At 28.7% G+C, this 20,614-nt stretch carries 14 protein-coding genes; 4 read left to right on the plus strand and 10 right to left on the minus strand.

What is annotated here, in order from left to right; genetic code table 11:
- Nucleotides 1-73: 73 nt before the first annotated feature.
- From DS884_RS03210 to DS884_RS03250, 9 genes are all read right to left on the minus strand, one after another.
- The gene (locus DS884_RS03210; RefSeq protein ID WP_113785763.1) at nt 74-4,825 is read right to left on the minus strand and encodes an InlB B-repeat-containing protein; all 4,752 of its coding nucleotides are present in this window, start codon (nt 4,823-4,825) and stop codon (nt 74-76) included.
- A 137-nt stretch (nt 4,826-4,962) separates the two neighbouring features.
- Nucleotides 4,963-5,706, minus strand: a complete 744-nt coding sequence (locus tag DS884_RS03215; protein ID WP_093870662.1) for a LytR/AlgR family response regulator transcription factor — start codon at nt 5,704-5,706, stop codon at nt 4,963-4,965.
- Complete coding sequence (locus DS884_RS03220) at nt 5,699-6,913, minus strand: sensor histidine kinase (protein ID WP_113785764.1); 1,215 nt, start codon at nt 6,911-6,913, stop codon at nt 5,699-5,701. The genes DS884_RS03215 and DS884_RS03220 overlap by 8 nt, the downstream gene beginning before the upstream one ends.
- A gap of 2 nt (nt 6,914-6,915) precedes the next feature.
- On the minus strand, nt 6,916-8,142 hold the full coding sequence (locus DS884_RS03225) for a sensor histidine kinase (protein ID WP_147239363.1): 1,227 nt from the start codon (nt 8,140-8,142) through the stop codon (nt 6,916-6,918).
- 1 nt (nt 8,143) lies between these two features.
- Nucleotides 8,144-9,361 (minus strand): sensor histidine kinase, encoded by a 1,218-nt coding sequence (locus tag DS884_RS03230; protein ID WP_113785766.1) that lies wholly within the window; start codon nt 9,359-9,361, stop codon nt 8,144-8,146.
- 2 nt (nt 9,362-9,363) lie between these two features.
- Nucleotides 9,364-10,599, minus strand: a complete 1,236-nt coding sequence (locus DS884_RS03235; RefSeq protein WP_113785767.1) for a sensor histidine kinase — start codon at nt 10,597-10,599, stop codon at nt 9,364-9,366.
- A gap of 131 nt (nt 10,600-10,730) precedes the next feature.
- Entirely contained in the window at nt 10,731-13,634 is a 2,904-nt protein-coding gene (locus DS884_RS03240; protein ID WP_113785768.1) for a histidine kinase, read from the minus strand.
- A 102-nt stretch (nt 13,635-13,736) separates the two neighbouring features.
- Nucleotides 13,737-15,641 (minus strand): molecular chaperone DnaK, encoded by a 1,905-nt coding sequence (gene dnaK / locus DS884_RS03245; protein WP_093870656.1) that lies wholly within the window; start codon nt 15,639-15,641, stop codon nt 13,737-13,739.
- Nucleotides 15,642-15,774: 133 nt separating this feature from the next.
- Entirely contained in the window at nt 15,775-16,377 is a 603-nt protein-coding gene (locus DS884_RS03250) for an NUDIX hydrolase (RefSeq protein WP_093872013.1), read from the minus strand.
- Between the two features lie 7 nt (nt 16,378-16,384).
- Here DS884_RS03250 and pyrE point away from each other — a divergent pair, with 7 nt between their 5' ends.
- Both pyrE and DS884_RS03260 read left to right on the plus strand, forming a co-directional pair.
- Nucleotides 16,385-17,035 (plus strand): orotate phosphoribosyltransferase, encoded by a 651-nt coding sequence (pyrE, locus tag DS884_RS03255; protein ID WP_113785769.1) that lies wholly within the window; start codon nt 16,385-16,387, stop codon nt 17,033-17,035.
- Nucleotides 17,036-17,050: 15 nt separating this feature from the next.
- Complete coding sequence (locus tag DS884_RS03260) at nt 17,051-17,440, plus strand: orotate phosphoribosyltransferase (RefSeq protein ID WP_093870654.1); 390 nt, start codon at nt 17,051-17,053, stop codon at nt 17,438-17,440.
- A gap of 16 nt (nt 17,441-17,456) precedes the next feature.
- Here the strand turns inward: DS884_RS03260 and DS884_RS03265 are convergent, their stop codons facing one another.
- Nucleotides 17,457-18,188, minus strand: coding sequence for a biotin--[acetyl-CoA-carboxylase] ligase (locus DS884_RS03265; protein WP_113785770.1), 732 nt, complete (start codon nt 18,186-18,188; stop codon nt 17,457-17,459).
- A gap of 86 nt (nt 18,189-18,274) precedes the next feature.
- Here DS884_RS03265 and rsfS point away from each other — a divergent pair, with 86 nt between their 5' ends.
- Nucleotides 18,275-18,643, plus strand: a complete 369-nt coding sequence (gene rsfS, locus DS884_RS03270; protein WP_113785771.1) for a ribosome silencing factor — start codon at nt 18,275-18,277, stop codon at nt 18,641-18,643.
- A 24-nt stretch (nt 18,644-18,667) separates the two neighbouring features.
- Nucleotides 18,668-20,602, plus strand: a complete 1,935-nt coding sequence (gene ftsH / locus DS884_RS03275) for an ATP-dependent zinc metalloprotease FtsH (RefSeq protein WP_093870651.1) — start codon at nt 18,668-18,670, stop codon at nt 20,600-20,602.
- Nucleotides 20,603-20,614: the final 12 nt, after the last annotated feature.

Genomic DNA, 20,614 nt, shown 5'->3' on the forward strand with positions numbered 1-20,614 from the left:
GATTATTTTTTAGTTAATTTTAAAAACAAAAACTGCATGAGACAATATGTATCTCATACAGTTTTTAACAACACTACTTTTTAACAAACTTCTTGATTCCTATTTTATCATTGTCTGTTTGTACTTTTATTAAATAAATACCTGAAGATAAGTCACTGATATTTATTTCTCTTTCTTTTGATGTTTTTACTTCTCTTCCCTGAATACTATATATAGTTATTTCTTTAACCTGCTCATTTAATTGTAATCTTAAAATTGTTTCTACTGGATTGGGATATACAGCAAAATCTTTTAATTTTTTCTCATCTTCTATCCCAGCTGTTACTTGACTAAACGTTGCTGTAATCGATTTATTTGCATTCATAGTAACTGTAATTTGGTTGGTAGTTCCACTTGCATCACCACTCCAACCATCAAACTTCCATCCAGAGTCAGGAGTAGCTGTTAATGTTACATTTGTTCCATCAACATATCCACCTGTAACATTTGGATTTGTAGTTACTGTTCCATTTCCTGCTTTAGTTACAGTTAATGTTCTCATTATTCTACTAAACATTGCTGTTACCGTTTTATCTCCACTCATTACAACTGTTAATGGATTCGAAGTTCCACTTGCATCTCCACTCCAACCATCAAATTGATATCCTGCATTTGGCATAGCAGTTAACACAACACTTGTTCCATCATCATACGTTCCACTTGTTGGATTAGGATTCGTTGTTACTGCCCCGTTAGATGCATTGATTGTTAACGTACGTTGAATTTTGCTAAACGTTGCCGTTACTGTTTTATTAGCATTCATTACAACTGTTACTGGATTCGTGGTTCCACTTGCATCTCCACTCCAACCATCAAATTGATATCCTGCATTTGGCATAGCAGTTAACACAACACTTGTTCCATCATCATATTTTCCATTTGTTGGATTAGGATTTGTTGTTACTGTTCCATTTGTTCCATTAACTGTTAGCGTACGTTGAATTTTGCTAAATGTTGCTGTTACTGTTTTATTAGCATTCATTACAACTGTTACTGGATTCGTAGTTCCACTTGCATCTCCACTCCAACCGTCAAATTGATATCCTGCATTTGGCGTAGCAGTTAACACAACACTTGCTCCATCATCATACGTTCCACTTGTTGGATTCGGATTTGTTGTTACTGTTCCATTTGTTGCATTAACTGTAAGTGAATATTTAGCTGTACAATTAACACTATAACTAGCAGCAGCATCTTTATTCCATACCGAAGTTGGAGTAAATCCTGAATCTATTTGAATACAACTTAAATTTGGATTTCCAGTTACCGTCATATAAATAAACTGTGTATTATTACCATTAGCTACATTTAAACTCGTTAACTTACTATTTCTAGCATCTACCCCAGTTAAGTTAGAATTTTGAGACACATCTAAACTACTAATTAATGTTTGGTAAATGTTTACGGTTTTTAATGAAGTGTTATTAGACAAGTTTAAACTTGATATATTATTCTTTCTACAATTAAGAACCTCTAAAGCTATATTAGAAGAAACATTAATAGCTGTAAGTTCATTATCAGCACTAATCAATTCTTTTAAAACTGTATTCGTAGTCAAATCTAAACTTGATATTTTATTAATTTGAGCATCTAACTTTATTAGTTTTGTTAATCCAGTAGTGTTCAAAGTAACAATTTTATTCACAGAACACTTCAATTCAATCATATTTGGGTTACCAGATAAATCTAAAGCTGTTATATCATTGTTAAAACAATTAACCTTAGTCAAAGTTCCTGTTTGAGGTAAAATTAAAGTTGTTAATGATGCTTGCTGCTGTGAGCAATCAATTTCTGTTAAAGCAGTATTACTTGATAAATCTATACTTGTTAGCTTATTTCTTTCAAAATTAAATTTTGTGATATTTTTAAACTCCTCAATACCCGTTAGATCACTAATATTTTTAACACGTATACTTAAAGTTCCAGTAAAAGCATTTGCCTCTGTACATTGTATTTTACCATCATTATTTATATCAATTTTTGGCGTATGATTTAATAGTCCATTCTTAAAATTAACATCCGGTATAGATACTATACAGATAACACTAAACTTTGCTGTTACTATTTTATTAGAGTTCATGGTAACATTTACTGAATTAGTAATACCAGTAGCGTCACCTGTCCAACCATCAAATTGATAACCAGGATTTGGAGTAGCATTTAATGCCACCACTTGCCCTTCGTTATATTTTCCATTTACTGGATTAGGATTTGTAGTTACTGTACCATTAGTGCTGGTTACTGTTAATGTGTATTTTATTCTACTAAATTTTGCAGTAATTGTTTTATCTGAATTCATTACTACTGTCAAAGGATTAGTTGTTCCACTTGCATCACTAGCCCATCCATCAAATTTATATCCAGCATCAGGAGTTGCTGTTAATACTACACTTGTTCCATGACTATACCCACCATCAACAGCTACTGGATTTGCAGTAACACTTCCATTTTCAGCTTTTATTTTCAACATTCTACTAACATAAGTAGACGCACCAAACTCATAAGCCCCCATATCAACAGTTCCATTATGAATTCTTACGTTCCCTATTACATCAGAAGCTCCAATCATTACTGCATTGTCCCCAGTATCTTTTGCAGGAGAAGCTGTAGTTAATGAAACATCATTATTTGCCAAATCTGTAAATAAAGGATCAGAATTAGATACATTTGTTACTCTTGAACTTGGTAAATTTGAAAAGCTATCTTCTCCAATTGAGTTTTTTACAGTAATGTTTTGCCCTAATGTTGTATGAACTTGAGCTATAGATTTACTAACAACACCTCCAGTAGTTGTGTTTTTCCAAAAAATACAATTTGCCACATTTCCATTAAACACTCCGTTTGTTCTTCCCATACCAACAGCTGACCTATTAAAATTATTTAGACCACTTGTTGTTCCTAAATTAACATTATTAACATAAGTATTATTTATTAAATCACAATTCATTGTAGATCCAGTACCATAAGCTCTAAACCAGCCTGCACTTCCTGCATGACCTTTATTTGTACCATTATCTTTAGCTATATTATTATCAAAAACAGAGTTTTTAATTTTTATAGTTGCTATTTTGTTATTTCCAGTATAACTATATATCGCAGTTCCATATCTTGATAAATTATTTTTTACAATCGTATTTCTAATTTTCAAATATCCAGACTCTTCAAACCTTGATAAAATAGCCGCCGCTGCTGAAGTCGATACATTATTATCTATAATACAATTTGCAATTTCTAAATTTATCACTGAATGACCTTTGAAAATAGCCCCTCCAGACTGATCATCAGACGCTGTTCCATTGGCATGACCTCCTTGAATAGTTAAACCATCAAGAACTACATCATCATTATTAACTTTTATAATATGATAAGAGTTATCATTTCTTGTAGTGTTAGTAAACTCTAAAGTAGAATTATCATTCCCTAATAAATCACCAGATAATACAGTTCTATTTGCATTTATATTTCTTTGAGATACTTCTGTTTCAGTACCTGCAAAACTTCCATATATTTTAATTCCTTTTTTAGAAATTGTAAAAGAATTAGATCTCCCCGAAGTTGATGGTAAATAGGTTCCTTTTGCAACCCATATTTCATTATTTTCATAAACCTCTGTCAAAGCATCATTTAAATTTACAAAAGCATCTACCCAACTAGAACCATCATTTCTTCCTGTTGCATTTTTATTCACATAAACTGGAACCCTTTCATTTTTGAATATTTTATACTCAGACCATGGAGAAGTAGTGCTTGCCCCACAATTTCTTCTTACATAAACTTTGTACGTACTAGGAGAGGTATTATTAAGAGTAAAACTCCCTGTTTTATTTGTAATAATAGTTGCTGAAGAAAAAGAGTCAGCAATTTTATGATAAGCTATATCTATAGCTTGAGATCCTGAAATATTAATATTAATTGTATCCTCTGTTACATTAGAAGCTGATAATATCTCTGCTGAAATTGATCTACAAAAATTATTATAAGAACCTATATTATTAATTTCCGTAGCAGTTAATAATCTTCCATACACTAATACATCATCAATATCGTTAGCATATTTGTAATTTACAGGAGCATTACCACCATTTAAATTTGCGATTTGAAATTTACGTACATTTTGAGAATGTCCATTAGTAACCCTTAACTGTCTATTTAAGAAAGTATTTGGTCTTTTGTTCTTTTTATGATTTGTATCTAGAGCCCCATCTACATATATTCTTATAAAATTGTCAACTCCTTTACTTGTTCCAATATTATCTGATCTATTAAATATTGAAACTACTATATGATGCCATTCACCATCACTCACAATTCTATTTGATATAGCTGAATGTCTATCTAACCTTCTTAATCCATTATAAAAAGTAAACTCATATCCATTTTCTACTCTTATTTTGCCATTTTCTAGTCTTACTGAATACCCTAACATATTAGTTGAGCTAGCTGCATTACCTCTTGAGCTTTTTTCAAAAATTATTTTTGAATCTGATGACACCTCACTCGTTTTAACCCAAAAACTAATACTTGTATCAATTGTTGAATTACTAGTTGAATAATTAGTATTAAATGAACTACCACTTAATTTAACTGCACTAGTTGGTGCAACATTGAACCTATCATTTATTTCAGTGTATGTTGTTCCTGAAACCGAAAGCGCCCCCCCATTAACTCCATCAACCAAAACACTTCCATTGTTGAAGCCATATTGAACAATTAAGTTATTCGTAGGGAATTGTGCACTTACAACACTAGTTACAAACAAACATATTAATAGTATTTTTTTTACCATAACATCTCTAAGTTTAAAGAATTTTATATTATTTCTCAAACAAAGAAAGTTTAACCCAAGTAGTAGAATTCATTTTTACTTCCGAATGAAGTATTTTATTTTCCAAATGAACTTTTTACTAAATATTTCTTCTCTTTTTATGTGTAAAAAAGTGTTTCGAAGTTCTCCTTATAGCTTTTACTTACTGGTACTTTAAAATCAGATTCTAACGTTACTTCTTTTTCTTTTTTAGAATATACTTCTATTTTATTGATATTTACAATCCACGAACGATGAAGCCTTACAAAATCTTTTTTATTGCATAATAAATTTTCATAATAGCTTAATTTTTTTGCTACCATATATTTTTTATTATTTTTTGTATATACTACTGAATACATTCTATCTGCTTCAATACACAATACATTATCAATATCTAATATTACATAATCTGTTTTATATGGTATCGCAATTTTTTGCAATGCTTTTTTATTCTCTTTTAAAACATTTAAATTGGCTTTTGAAAATTCAGTGTTTTTAATTGATTTTTTTACCTTTTTTACCGCTTCTTGTAAACGCTCAATATCTATAGGCTTTAATAAATAATCAATTGCTGCTACCTCAAAAGCTTTTATAGCATACATATCATAAGCAGTTATAAAAATAATTTGAAAATCAATCTCTGAAAACTCATCCAATAATTGAAATCCATTTTTTCTAGGCATTTCAATATCTAAGAAAACTAATTGCGGTTTATGTTTATTTATAGCAACAGTAGCTTCATCTACATTTGCTACTTCTGAAACAATTTCAACTTCTTTACAAAATGCATTTAATAAGTATCTTAAATTCTCTCTTGCATTTAATTCATCATCGACTATTACAGCTTGTATTTTATTCATCTTTATTTACATAGGGTATTTTAACAATTACTTTCGTTCCTTCATTGATTGCCTCATATTCAAAACCTATGTCGGTTTTATAATAATCTTTCAATAAGGTTAATCGTTCTTGAATTGCTTTGGTTGAAAACGAAGCTTTTTTTGTATTTAAAATATTTATTTCTTTTGACTTTTCCACTCCAATTCCATTATCAATTATCACACATTTAAAAACTTCTTCTTGATAAAAATTAATAGCTACTTTTTTTAATCCAGTAATTTTATGAAGTAAACCGTGTTTGATTGAATTCTCTACAAAAGGTTGAATTATCATTGAAGGTATTTTTATATCTTCAATATTTTCAATTCCTTTTATTTCATATACAAAATCATCTCTAAATCGAAGTTTTTCTAACTCTAAATACTTTTTTAATAACGATAATTCTTCTTCAAAATAAACGAAACTCTTTTCACTCATTTGTAAATTCTCTCTAATTAAAGAAGCGAATTTTGTTAAATAAGTATATGCTTCATGCTTATCTTCTTTTAAAATTAAACTTTGAATAGAATTTAACGCATTAAACATAAAATGAGGATTCATTTGTGCTTTTAATGATTTTAATTGCAAATGTGCTAATTCATTTTTCTTTTTATCTTCTAGCTCTTTATATGCATACGCTAACTCATTTTCATTTTTTTGATTTTGTTTTTTAAAATAATTTACTAAAATAAATGTTCCAAAAAATTGAAATAACACATTCAGATAACCAAAATATTTTTCTGGATAAATAGGGTTTATATAATTTGGCAAATAATATAAACTTATTGCTAAGAATAGCACACCAAAATGAATTACTTTATTATCGAAAAAAAACAATGCCAATAATGGTAGTATTATATAACTATACTCTCCATAAAAACCTCTAAAAGCAAAGTTTGTATTATAAAATAAAGCTATTATCACTAGCATAACAAATAACACCCTTCCTATTTTATACTTTTTTTGACTCTGTAAATAATATATAGTTATAAAAACAACAATTTGCACAACAAAAGAAAGTGTTTTACTTATATCTAATTGACCTAGAAAAAAATCAACTATTAAAAAAAATACAGCTGACAACAAACCAAAAGCACAACAGTAATTTAAAACTTTAATTCTTTTAACACCTGTTGTTGTTAATTCTTTTACTATTCCTGTATGAATAATTTCATATAACAGACTCATTCTTATTCATCTTTATTTACATAAGGAATTTTAACAATCACTTTTGTTCCTTCATTTATTTTTTCATATTCAAAACCTATATCACTTTTATAATAATCTTTTAAAAAAGTTAATCGTTCTTGTATTGCTTTTGTTGAAAATGACGCTACTTTACTATTTAAAGTATTTATCTCTTTTGATTTTTCTATCCCAATTCCATTATCAATTATCACACATTTAAAAACTTCTTCTTGATAAAAATATATGTTTACTTTTTTTAATCCAGTAACTTTATGAAGTAATCCATGTTTTATTGAATTTTCTACAAAAGGCTGAATTATCATTGAAGGTATTTTTATATCTTCTATATTTTCAATTCCTTTTATTTTATATTCAAAATTATCTCTAAATCGTAACTTTTCTAATTCTAAATATTTTTTTAATAACGATAATTCTTCTTCAAAATACACAAAACTCTTTTCACTCATTTGTAAGTTTTCTCTTATCAAAGAAGCGAATTTGGATAAATAAGTATATGCTTCATGCTTGTCTTCTTTTAAAATTAAACTTTGAATAGAGTTTAATGCATTAAACATAAAATGAGGATTCATTTGCGCTTTTAATGATTTCAATTGTAAATGTGCTAATTCATTTTTTTTCTTGTCTTCTAATTCAACATAAGCTTTTTTTAACTTATCTTCGTTTTTAATATTTTCATTCCTGAAATATTGTACAGCCACAAACATTCCTAAAAAAAAAGGAATTACATGAAAGAAACCAAAGCTTTCCTTATCATAAATATTTAAATAGTAATTGGGTATAAAAAACAATAATAAAGCAATTATTAAAAAAATATAATGGACCCACTTGTTGTCAAAAAACAGTAATGTTCCAATTGGAACTACTAAATAATAGTATTCCGTATACTCCCCTTTATACAAGAAATTATTATGTAAAAATAAAATTGAAGTGAATAATATGATAAATAAAAACTTGGCAGCTTCGTATTTTTTAAAATAACTAACAATTAAAACTGAAAAATACAATACTGATTCTAACAAAAATAACAAAGCCATTTTATCAGGTAAATCATTTGTAAAGTATTTAACCACTAATGCTATTAATGGATTTAACCCCATAAAAAAAGCTGCAAAATTTAATATTTTAATCCTCTTTACGGTTTTCTGAGATAAATAGCCATGAACACCAATACTTATAATACTCTTGTATACATTTTTTATTCCATTCATTTTATATAGTATATGGTATTCTAATAACAACTTTCACCCCTTCTAAAGCTTCTTCATAAACAAAACCTATATCTGTTTTATAAAATTCTTTTAATAAACTTAACCTTTCATAAATTGCACTTGTAGAAAACGATTTTTCTTTATTATTCAGCTTATTTATTTCTTTTGATTTCTCAAGACCTACTCCATTATCTATTATTTCGCATTTAAAAACTTCTCCTTTAGAAAAAGATACTGTTAATTCTTTTATTCCTTCAATTTTATGAAGTAATCCATGCTTTATTGAATTTTCTACAAAAGGTTGAATTATCATTGATGGAATTTTTATATCACCAATATTTTCTATTCCTTTTATTTGATATTTAAAATCATTTTTAAAACGTAGTTTTTCTAATTCTAAATATTTCTTCAGCAACGATAATTCTTCTTCGAAATGAACAAAACTTTTTTCACTCATATTTAAATTCTCTCGAATCAATGATGCAAACTTTGTTAAATACACATAAGCTGCATGTTTATCTTCCTTTAAAATTAAACTTTGAATTGAATTTAAGGCGTTAAACATAAAGTGAGGATTCATTTGTGCCTTAAGTGATTTTAATTGTAAATGTGCTAATTCATTCTTTTTTTTATCTTCGAGCTCTTGATAAGCCTTTTCTAATTTTTTTTCATTTTTTAAATTTAATGACTGTGAGTAATTAAGAATTACATAGCATCCTACAAAAGCAGAAAGCAATAATAATGGATTAAATATTTCAATGGGATAAATACCTGGTATTAATTTATAGGGTACATAATATAACAACCAACAAAATATCATTATTGAAATTGTTATTTTCTTATTATCTATTAAAATAAGAGCAACTAATGGATATACAAAGTAAAAATTTTCCATCATTCTAGATGGCTCTATAAAATTTGCAAAAATAAACGTCACTACTATTAACGTTACTATAAATAAGACTCTTGCTGTAATATATTTCTTATGTTTCTGTAATCCATATACAGATACAATAGTTACAAATGAAAATAAATGTAAAACAACACTTCTATCTAAGCTTTGTGAAAAAAAAGGATCTAAAATCATAAAAAAACAAATACAAATAGCCCATGTTAAACAAAACGCATTCAGTAACCTTATTTTTTTATGTTCTCTTTCATTAGTATCATAAATACCAATATTTAAAGCAAATTTATATCCTCTTCTTAAAACCTCCATCTCTATATTGTATATGGTAATTTTATAACAACCTTTGTTCCTTCTTCAACCTCTTCGTAGGAAACTCCAATATCCATTTTATAAAATTCATTTAATAACTGTAACCTATTCTGTATTGCTATTATTGATGATTCATTAATATTCGATTTAGTGTTAAGTACACTTACCTTTTTAGATGCTTCAATACCAATACCGTTATCAGTTATTACGCAAGTAAATATCTTACTCTGATAAAACTCTATTGTAATTATTTTTTTTCCATCAGTTTTATGCAGCAAACCATAACGAATAGCATTTTCTATAAACGATTGTATTACTGAAGACGGTATTTTTATTCTTTGAATTTCTTTCTCTCCTTTTATTTCATATATGAAATCTTCTCCAAAACGTAATTTTTCAAGTTCTAAATACTTTTTTAACATTGATAATTCTACATCAAAATTTATAAAACTTTTCTCACTTGTTTTTAAACTTTCTCGCATTAATAAAGAAAATTTTGTCAAGTATTTATATGCTTCTTCTTTATTATTTGTAAGTATTAAATTTTGTATTGAGTTTATTGCGTTAAATAAAAAGTGTGGATTCATTTGAGCTTTTAATGCTTTTAACTGTAAACTAGCCAACTCACTTTTTTTACGTTCTTCTAACTCTAAAAACGCCTGTTCTAATTGCTCTTTATTTAGTAACAATTCTTTTTCATGCTTTTTATTTAAAGTTTCGGCATAATTTAAAATCACGAAGGCAGCTACAAATACTGAAAACACTAAGACTGGTAAAATGGTATCTTTAGGATAGTGTTCGTAATATAAATTTGGCACAAAATATAACAAAAAACATACTACAAGAATAACTATATTAATCCATTTTTTATCTACTAGTATCAAAGCTATTAGAGGGTAAACAAAGTAAAAATTTTCAATTAAATTTAATGGAGTAGTATAATTTGCAAACACAAATGTAACACCAATTATAGAACTCAAAAATAAGACCCTTGCTAATGTATAGAATTGTTTACTTTGAAAATAAAAAATGAATGCTATTAAAATATAAGAAACACCATGCATTATCAAACTACCTTCCAACTCTCTTCCAAAAATAATATCAAAAATAGTTATCACAGGAATCATTACAGACCATGTAAAACAAAATATATTTAAAAGTTTTATCTTTTTATTTTCTTTTGTCCCCTTAGTATTTTGTATACCTGTATCAAATATTTTTTTTACAATAGAATTCATTGAGCTTTTATAATCTTAAAACAAGGAAAAACACTTTCTTTTTTCAAGAATATTCCTGTAATATATTTTTATTTTTTTCGATAACTTAAATCTTCTTCCTAATCAAGCAAATTTGTTTCCAAATGAATATTTTACACTTTTGTAAATGGAATTTTAATAACAACTTTAGTTCCTATAGGAACTTTTTCATAGACCACTCCAATATCAGTTTTATAATAATCTTTCAAAAAAACTAGTCGATCTTTAATTGCTTTAGTAGAAAATGACTCACGAGTTATGTTACTTTCTTTTTTAATTTTTTTAGCTGCTTCTACCCCAATTCCGTTATCAAATACAACACATTTTAAAACACCATCTTCTTGATAAAATTCTAAAATTATTTTTTTATCATCTCCTTTCTTATGTAATAAACCATGTTTTAAAGCATTTTCTAGATAAGGTTGAATTATCATTGTAGGTATTTTTATATCTTCAACCTTACTATCTCCTTTAATTTCATAAGCAAACTCCCCTCCAAAACGAAGTCTTTCTAATTCTAAATACTTAACTAACAACTGTAATTCATTATCAAATTGAACAAAACTTTTTTTACTCATATTTAAATTTTCTCTAATTAAAAATGAAAATTTAGTTAAGTAATCATACGCTTCATGCCTCTCACCCTTTAATACTAAGTTTTGAATAGAATTTAACGCATTAAACGTAAAGTGTGGATTCATTTGAGATTGAAGGCTTTCTAATTTAGAAGATACCAATTGTTTTTGCATTCGTTCTTTTTCTAACAATTGTTTTTGTTTTATTCTTAAGCTCTTTATCCTATTCGTAAAATAAAACCACACAAACACAAACAACAACAACAAGCCACCTACAATGAACCACCATTCTTTATAAAAAGGGGGATTTATTTTTAATTTAATGGTTTTTACTGCTGTTTCTTCTTTTCCATTTATTTGAACAGCTTTTAATTCAAACGTATAAGATCCAGCAGCCAAATTATTAAAAGTAACCTGATTAACACCTTGTGAAATCAAACTCCATTCTTTTGATGCTCCTAGTAATCGATACTTATATTCAATGTTGTCTTCAGCTAAAAAGCCATTGGTATGAAAACTAAACTGAATTTTTTTTGTATTAGAATCAAGCTTATAACTTTCCTTTATAGAAACCTGCTTATCTTCAACTGAAATCTTAGTGAAATAGAAATCTAAAAGAACAGTATTGGTAAAAACCTTTTCTTTATCTATTTGAAAAATACCTTTATTAGAGCTTAAAAAAACAGTTTTATCAAAAATTGAGATATCAGAAATATTAAAAGAATTTAATCCATGCCTCTTAGTTAAATTTCTAAACCTACCAGTTATTGTATTTAATACTTGTACACCTTTGTTAGTAGAAATCCATAAATAATCTCCATCACTTTTTATAACACTTGTTAAATTAGAAAGCAACCCATTTTTTTGTGTGTAGTTAATAATTGTCCCATCTTCTTTTAAACCAACTATACCATCTTTAAATGTAGAAAACCACACCACACCATTAGCTGTTTCATCAATATCAACTGCAAAAATTTCTCTATTTTTAAAAGTTATTGTTTTACTTTTTAAATTCTCATCATATTCTTTTACCCCATATACATACCCTACATAAATTTTTTTGCTTTTTTTACTATAATAGGTTGAGTATGATCTTTTAGATCCAATTCTTTTATTCTTTTTTGGATTATCTACTAAAACAATAGCTGCTGAGGAATAGGCCGCCATCACTACTCTATTTTTATCTATGAATGAAAAGTCTTTTACATTACCATTCATCTGGAATTTTTTATACTCTTCAGTTTTTATATTAAAAACATAACAATAGGTAGCAAAACTCATTAAAGCTAGTTCATCAGTCAATCCTATAATAGCAAACACTTTTTGTTTATCATTTAAATCAAATTTCTTAAGTGTTTTTTGTTTAATATCAATAACACCAATATCTCCATTAGTAGCCCCAAACAATACACTATTATCCCCTACCCTATCCATGGCACTAATATTTTGCCTGCTTTCATCTAATTCATACTTATTCAAATAAGAATTTGGTACTATAAAAACACCATTTCTATGAGTGGTATACCAATAATTGTTATATCTATCTCTTAAAAAACCAGTTATATACTTTCCTTCAAAATTTGTTCTTTTATAAAAAAACTCTCCTTCTTTATATTCACAAATTATTACTCCTTTATTAGTTCCAAACCAAAATTCATCTCCGGCATCGTAAAAACTTTTTACAATTGTATTACCTCTTAAAATTCTTGGAAGTAATATCTTTTTAAAAGATTTACCTTGCTTCATTAAAATTGATGGTTTTTCAACATTCACCCCATCAGCCTGAAAATTAAAGGAATAAACAAACTGCTTATTTTTATGAGTAAAATAACTTGTAGCTCCTTCTATTGAAATATTAGAGCCCAATGAAAGCTCATTGGAATATTCCTTACCATTAAGACTATACTTATAATAATTAGTACTTAATAAGAACAGTGAGTCCTTGCTTCTAAAAACCGAAGCAACTACATTAACACCATCTTTAAATATTTTCTTTTCTTTTGTTTCTAAATCAATTCTTGCTACATAACCTAAATTTGAAGCTATCAAACTATTTTTGTATAAAAAAAAACTTGCTAATTGGCCACTTGCATGTTCTTTTATATCTACAGATAAATTCAGTTTATCATCTTCTATATAAAAATACTGACCAGAAATATTATTACACCAAACCCTACCTTTTTCATCCAATTTCAATCCGAATACTGATAACCCTCGTTTGTCAGGGTGTGAATAATTTTTAAATTCCTTTCCATCATAACGAAAGAGACCTTTATCTGCAGCTAGCCATACAAAACCTTCTCTATCTTCTATAACGCCATAAAATTCAATATCTGGTAAACCATCTTTTTCTGTTAAGTGATTATATACTGGATGTTGAGCAAAAGTTAACTTACTCAAAAACAGTAAAAAAAATAAAAAGTAAAGGGTTATTTTATTCATAATACTTCTTCAGATCTATATTTTCAAATGTAGTTATTATTATAATAGAAAAAACCCATTGCAATAAATTGCAATGGGTTTAATGTATATATTAGAATGTAATTACTTCACTTCTTCGAAATCTACATCTTCAACATTATCACCTTGAGCATCACCTTCAGGTTGTGCTTGTTGTTGAGCTCCTGCATCTGCTCCACCAGCTTGTTGCTGTGCAGCATACATTTCTTCTGAAGCAACTTTCCATGCTTCATTTATCTTCTCCATTGCAGTATCAATTTGCGCTAAATCTTTAGATTCGTGAGCTTTCTTCAACTCCTCTAAAGCTGCTTCTATTGGCTCTTTTTTATCTGCTGATAATTTATCTCCAAATTCTTTTAATTGCTTTTCCGTTTGGAAAATCATAGAATCTGCACCATTAATTTTCTCTGCAGTTTCTTTAGCTTGCTTATCTGCATCTGCATTTGCTTCGGCTTCTGCTTTCATTTTCTCAATTTCTTCATCAGATAATCCTGAAGAAGCTTCGATACGAATATCTTGAGATTTCCCTGTAGCTTTATCTGCAGCAGAAACATTGATAATTCCATTTGCATCAATATCAAAAGTTACTTCAATTTGAGGAACTCCTCTTTGTGCTGGTGGAATATCAGTTAATTGGAAACGTCCAATCGTTTTATTATCTGCAGCCATTGCTCTTTCTCCTTGTAAAACATGGATATCAACAGAAGGCTGGTTATCTACTGCTGTAGAAAACACTTGAGATTTTTTTGTAGGAATAGTTGTATTTGCATCAATTAACTTAGTAAATACGTTACCCATAGTTTCGATTCCTAAAGATAAAGGCGTAACATCTAATAATAAAACGTCTTTTACATCTCCAGTTAAAACTCCTCCTTGAATTGCAGCTCCTAAAGAAACTACTTCATCAGGGTTTACTCCTTTACTTGGTGCTTTTTTGAAAAACTTCTCAACCGCTTCCTGAATAGCAGGAATACGAGTAGAACCTCCAACTAAAACAACTTCATCAATTTCATCAATTGATAAATCTGCATTTTTTAAAGCAGTAGCACAAGGCTCAATAGTTCTTTTAATTAAATCATCAATTAACTGCTCAAATTTAGCTCTAGTCATTGTTCTAACTAAGTGCTTTGGTCCACTTGCAGTAGCAGTAATATACGGTAAGTTAATTTCAGTAGAAGTTGTACTAGATAACTCAATTTTCGCTTTCTCTGCAGCTTCTTTTAAACGTTGTAAAGCCATAGGGTCTTGACGTAAGTCCATGTTTTCTTCAGCTTTAAACTCTTCAGCCAACCAGTTGATTAATTTTTCATCAACATCATCTCCTCCTAAGTGTGTATCTCCATCAGTAGCTAATACTTCAAATACTCCATCTCCTAACTCTAAAATAGAAACATCATGTGTACCTCCTCCAAAATCAAATACAACAATTTTCTTATCGTCATGAGATTTATCTAATCCATAAGCTAAAGCTGCAGCAGTTGGTTCGTTAATAATTCTACGAACTTTTAATCCTGCAATTTCTCCCGCTTCTTTAGTTGCCTGACGTTGTGCATCATTAAAATATGCTGGAACTGTAATAACAGCTTCAGAAACTCCTTGACCTAAATAGTCTTCAGCAGTTTTTTTCATTTTTTGTAATACCATTGCAGATATTTCTTGTGGCGTATATAAACGTCCATCAATATCTACACGTGGTGTATCGTTATCTCCTTTAACAACTTTATAAGGAACCCTTCCTGCTTCTTTAGAAGATTCAGAAAACTTATTCCCCATAAAACGTTTTATAGAATAAACAGTTTTAGTTGGATTAGTAACTGCTTGTCTTTTTGCTGGATCACCAACTTTACGCTCTCCTCCTTCTACGAAAGCCACAATAGATGGTGTAGTTCTTTTTCCTTCTGCATTTGGAATTACTACTGGCTCATTTCCTTCCATTACAGAAACACATGAGTTGGTAGTACCTAAATCAATACCTATAATTTTACTCATAATACTATTTATTTTTTTATTTTTAATTCAATTTTACGAGTAGAGATAGACAAACTGTATGCCAATAGAAATTTAGCAATAATTTGTCAGTAATTAATAAAAAAACAGGAGTATCCAATGACACAATGTCATTTTACATGTCTTTTTGGTATTCTTTATAAACTAATTTAATGTTAGCGTATGTATTTTGTAGTGCTTCTTCTATTTCTTTTTCATTCTTAAAACACACATCGGTAATTCCTTCTTCTATTTGAGGCTTTAATTCTCCTTTATAATTTGAGTGCATCAAATACCAATATGTTTCTTTAAGTCTTTTTTCTCCATTTTGTAAAAAAAGATGGTATGTATTTAACAAGAATTTCTTTATTACTAAATTTTCAATACCACATTCTTCTTCTACCTCTCTAATGGCAGTTTCTTCAATTTCTTCTCCTCTTTCAATTCTTCCTTTTGGCAAGTCCCACTTATTTCCTCTGTATATAAATAAAACTTCTTTTTCTTCATTCAAAACTAACCCTCCTCCTGCTACAATAGGATTAAATTTTTCTCTAAATCTTCTCCAATCTTCATCTAAATTTGTAGAAAACAGGTAAACACCTGATAAAATATTTGCTTTTAACTTATAAATTAGCTCCTCTATAACAGTGTTTTTAAAAAGATAAACAGGATAGTTTTCTTCTTTTTTTATCGAAGTTGTTAATATTATTGGTTTATCATTAACAAAAACTTTATACATTTGCGACATGGATTTTAACAAAGATACGGCAAAAAAAACGGCTGAACTCCTTTTACAAATAAAAGCGATTAAACTTAGCCCTCAAGAGCCATTTACATGGGCTTCAGGATGGAAGTCTCCAATTTATTGTGATAATAGAATTACATTATCTTTCCCTTCAGTTAGAAATTTTTTAAAAGAAGAGATAGCAAAAATTGTAGAAGATAAGCACGGTAAGCCTGATGTTATTGCTGGTGTTGCTACTGGAGCAATAGCCATAGGTGTATTGGTTGCTCAAGAATTAGGTGTTCCTTTTATATATGTAAGACCAGAGCCAAAGAAGCATGGTCGAAAAAACCAAATAGAAGGTTACTTAGAAAGCGGACAAAATGTTGTGGTTATTGAGGATTTGATAAGTACTGGTAAAAGTAGCTTGAATGCTGTTAAAGCTTTAAAAGAAGCAAACGCTACTGTAAAAGGTATGGTTGCTATATTTTCTTATGGATTTGATATAGCTTCTGAAAACTTTAAAAATGATAATGTCGAATTAACCACTTTAAGTAATTACGAGTTTTTATTAGAACAAGCTTTAGATAGCAAATATATAACTAGTGAAGAACTTCGTACTTTAGAAGATTGGAGAGTTTCTCCTAGTACTTGGAAACAAAAAGAAGAATAGTTAAAAAATAGATTAATGAATATTGAAGGAAATATTGTAAGAGTAAAAAAATCTTCGGAAGAACTTTTTAATTTTTTTACTAAACTTGAGAATTATGAGCAACTAATGCCTGAAAACACTCAAAAATTTGAAGTTGATGGTGATAGTTTTATTTTTGGGTTAAAAGGTATGCCAGAAATTAGATTGGTTATGAAAGAGAAAACTGAGTTTTCAAACGTAACTTTAGGTGCTGCTAGTAGTAAATTACCTTTTACCTTGGCTTCAGATATCAAAGAAATATCTGAAAATGAAAGTGAGGTTACCTTAAAATTTAATGGAGATTTTAATCCTATGATGGCCATGATGGTAAAAAAACCTTTAACTAAATTTATCGAAACCCTAACAGAAAATATAGCTAAATTATAACAGTATATTTTTAGTACTAAGCAAATGAAACTTCTTTAATTTCAAATTCTTTAATAGTTTCATCGCTTAATTCTATTTGGAGTTTACCATTTTTAGATACTCCAACTATTTTACCCATAAATAAAACGTTTTGATTTGTTTTAAACATACTCGGAACGTTTTTTTTATACAACACATCTAAATACTTTGATTCAAGATAGTCATACTCTTTTGCATTTAAAACTTCTATATTTTTTTCTAATCTAACAACTACTTTTTTTAATAAATCATCCAAACCTAATTCTTCTTTTAAAATATCTTTAATTGAAACAGCTTTTAATTCTTTATTAGACAAAAAAGATTCATTAACATTTAACCCAACACCTATTACTGACGATTGTATTTCATTGCCTTTCAAAGAATTCTCTATTAAAATTCCGCATATCTTCATTCCTTCTGCCAGAATGTCGTTAGGCCATTTTATAGACATTTTTGGTAATTTCAACTCATTAAGTACTTCATATACACTTAAAGCAACAGAAAAGTTTAAATATCTCTGACTTGTTACCAACAAACCTTTAAACTTAACAAAAACACTAAAAGTCAGGTTTTTACCCTCTTTAGAATTCCATTCAGTTTTCATTTGCCCTCTACCTAACCTTTGATGTTTAGCTACAACAACTGTAAAATTTTCTAGTATTGAATTTCCTGCCATTTCTTTCAAAAAAGTATTTGTTGAATCAATGGCATCAAGTTTGATTATTTTCATAAATATTTTATAAGTAAAAGTAGTATCAATAATACACTATTTACTCGCAAAAAAATAATAACTTTGCTAAAATTTAATTTTTTTTAATGACTAAAAAACAAGCAAGCACAGACGATTTAATAGCTGTGATTATAAAGGGGATTGATGACGTAAAAGGAGAAGACATTCAACTACTTGATTTAAGAGAAATTGAAAATACCGTATGCGATTATTTTATAGTTTGCTCTGGTAATTCAAACACACAAGTTAATGCTATATCTGGTTCAATACAAAAAGTCGTTAGTAAGGAACTAAAGGATAAACCTTGGCACGTAGAAGGTCAAGGAAACTCTGAATGGGTTTTGATGGATTATGTAAACGTAGTAGTACATGTTTTTCAAAAACAAACACGTGAATTTTACGATATTGAAAGCCTTTGGGGAGATGCAAAAATAACGCAAATAAATCCGGCATAATTAATATATTTTGAAACAAATTTTATGAGTGATAAGAAAAAAAACACACCTAAATTAACCTTTAATTCTCTTTGGATATATATTCCAATAGCAGTTTTATTTATAGGGTTAACTTTTTTTAACTCAGGTTCAATGGGTTCTAAAAATTTATCTGAAAACGAATTCAATCAAATTCTTAAGGATAATGATATTTCTAAAATTTTTATATACAATAAATCATACGCAGAAATATTTATTAAAGATGAATCTTTGAGTAAAGAATCTCATAAAAAATTAAGTAATTCTCCTTTTTACAGAAAAGGGGCTCCACTTTACAAATATAATTTTGGGGATTTACAAAATTTTGAAAAAGAACTTCAAAAAGCAAAAGATACATATTCTTTAGATTTTGATAAAGGGAATGATAGTAAAACTAGTATGATGGATACCATTATAAGTTTTTTACCTTTTATTTTACTAATTGTTATTTGGTTATTTTTTATGAGAAGAATGTCAGGATCTGGTGGTGGTGCTGGTGGTGGTGGACAAATTTTCAACATTGGTAAATCTAAAGCTAAACTTTTTGATCAAGACACTAAAGTAAAAACTACTTTTAAAAATGTTGCTGGTTTAGAAGGTGCTAAAGAAGAAGTACAAGAAATTGTAGATTTCTTAAAGAGTCCTGAAAAATATACAAGATTAGGTGGAAAGATACCAAAAGGGGCCTTATTAGTAGGACCTCCTGGAACTGGGAAAACTTTATTAGCTAAAGCTGTTGCTGGTGAAGCTGGTGTACCTTTCTTTTCTTTATCTGGTTCTGATTTTGTTGAAATGTTTGTAGGTGTTGGTGCTTCACGTGTAAGAGACCTATTTAAACAAGCTCAACAAAAGTCTCCTTCAATTATATTTATTGATGAGATAGATGCTATTGGTAGAGCAAGAGGTAAAAATAGTATGACTGGTGGTAACGATGAACGCGAAAACACGTTAAACCAATTATTAACTGAAATGGATGGTTTTGGTACTGATACAAATGTTATTGTACTTGCCGCAACAAACCGTGCAGATGTTTTAGACAAAGCTTTAATGCGTGCTGGTCGTTTTGACCGTCAAATTTATGTTGACTTACCTGACTTACACGAACGAAGAGAAATTTTTGAAGTACATATAAAGCCTTTGAAATTGGCAGACAATGCTAATTTAGAATTTTTAGCTCAACAAACTCCTGGGTTTTCTGGTGCTGATATTGCAAATTTATGTAATGAAGCTGCTTTAATAGCTGCAAGAAATAATAAAGAAGCTATTGAACATCAAGATTTCTTAGATGCTGTTGATAGAATCGTTGGAGGTTTAGAAAAGAAAAACAAAGTAATTACTCCTAAAGAAAAGAAAGTAATAGCTTTTCATGAAGCAGGTCATGCTACAGTAAGTTGGATGTTAGAACACGCAGCTCCTTTAGTTAAAGTTACTATTGTACCCCGTGGGCAATCACTAGGTGCAGCATGGTACCTTCCAGAAGAAAGAAAGATTGTTCAAACCGAACAAATGCTAGATGAAATGTGTGCTACCATGGGAGGAAGAGCTGCTGAAAAATTAATGTTTAACAAAATTTCTACTGGAGCTTTAAGTGATCTAGAAAAAGTAACTAAACAAGCAAGAGCAATGGTTACTGTATACGGATTAAACGATAAAGTAGGAAATATTACATATTATGATTCATCTGGTAATGATGGTTTTGTAAAACCTTATAGTGATGCTACTGCTAAAACTATAGATGAAGAAATTTCAAAAATAATAGAAGGTCAATATGTTAGAGCTATTGAAATATTAGAGCAACATAAAGATAAATTAACACTATTGGCTGATCGTTTACTAGAAAAAGAAGTTATCTTTAAAGACGATTTAATTAAATTATTTGGTAAAAGACCATTTGAAAAAGACGAAACAAAAGAAAATACAAATCCAATAACAGAAGAATAAGTTTTTTGTTTT

The organism is Tenacibaculum sp. E3R01 (assembly GCF_003318185.1).
Classification (GTDB): domain Bacteria; phylum Bacteroidota; class Bacteroidia; order Flavobacteriales; family Flavobacteriaceae; genus Polaribacter; species Polaribacter halocynthiae.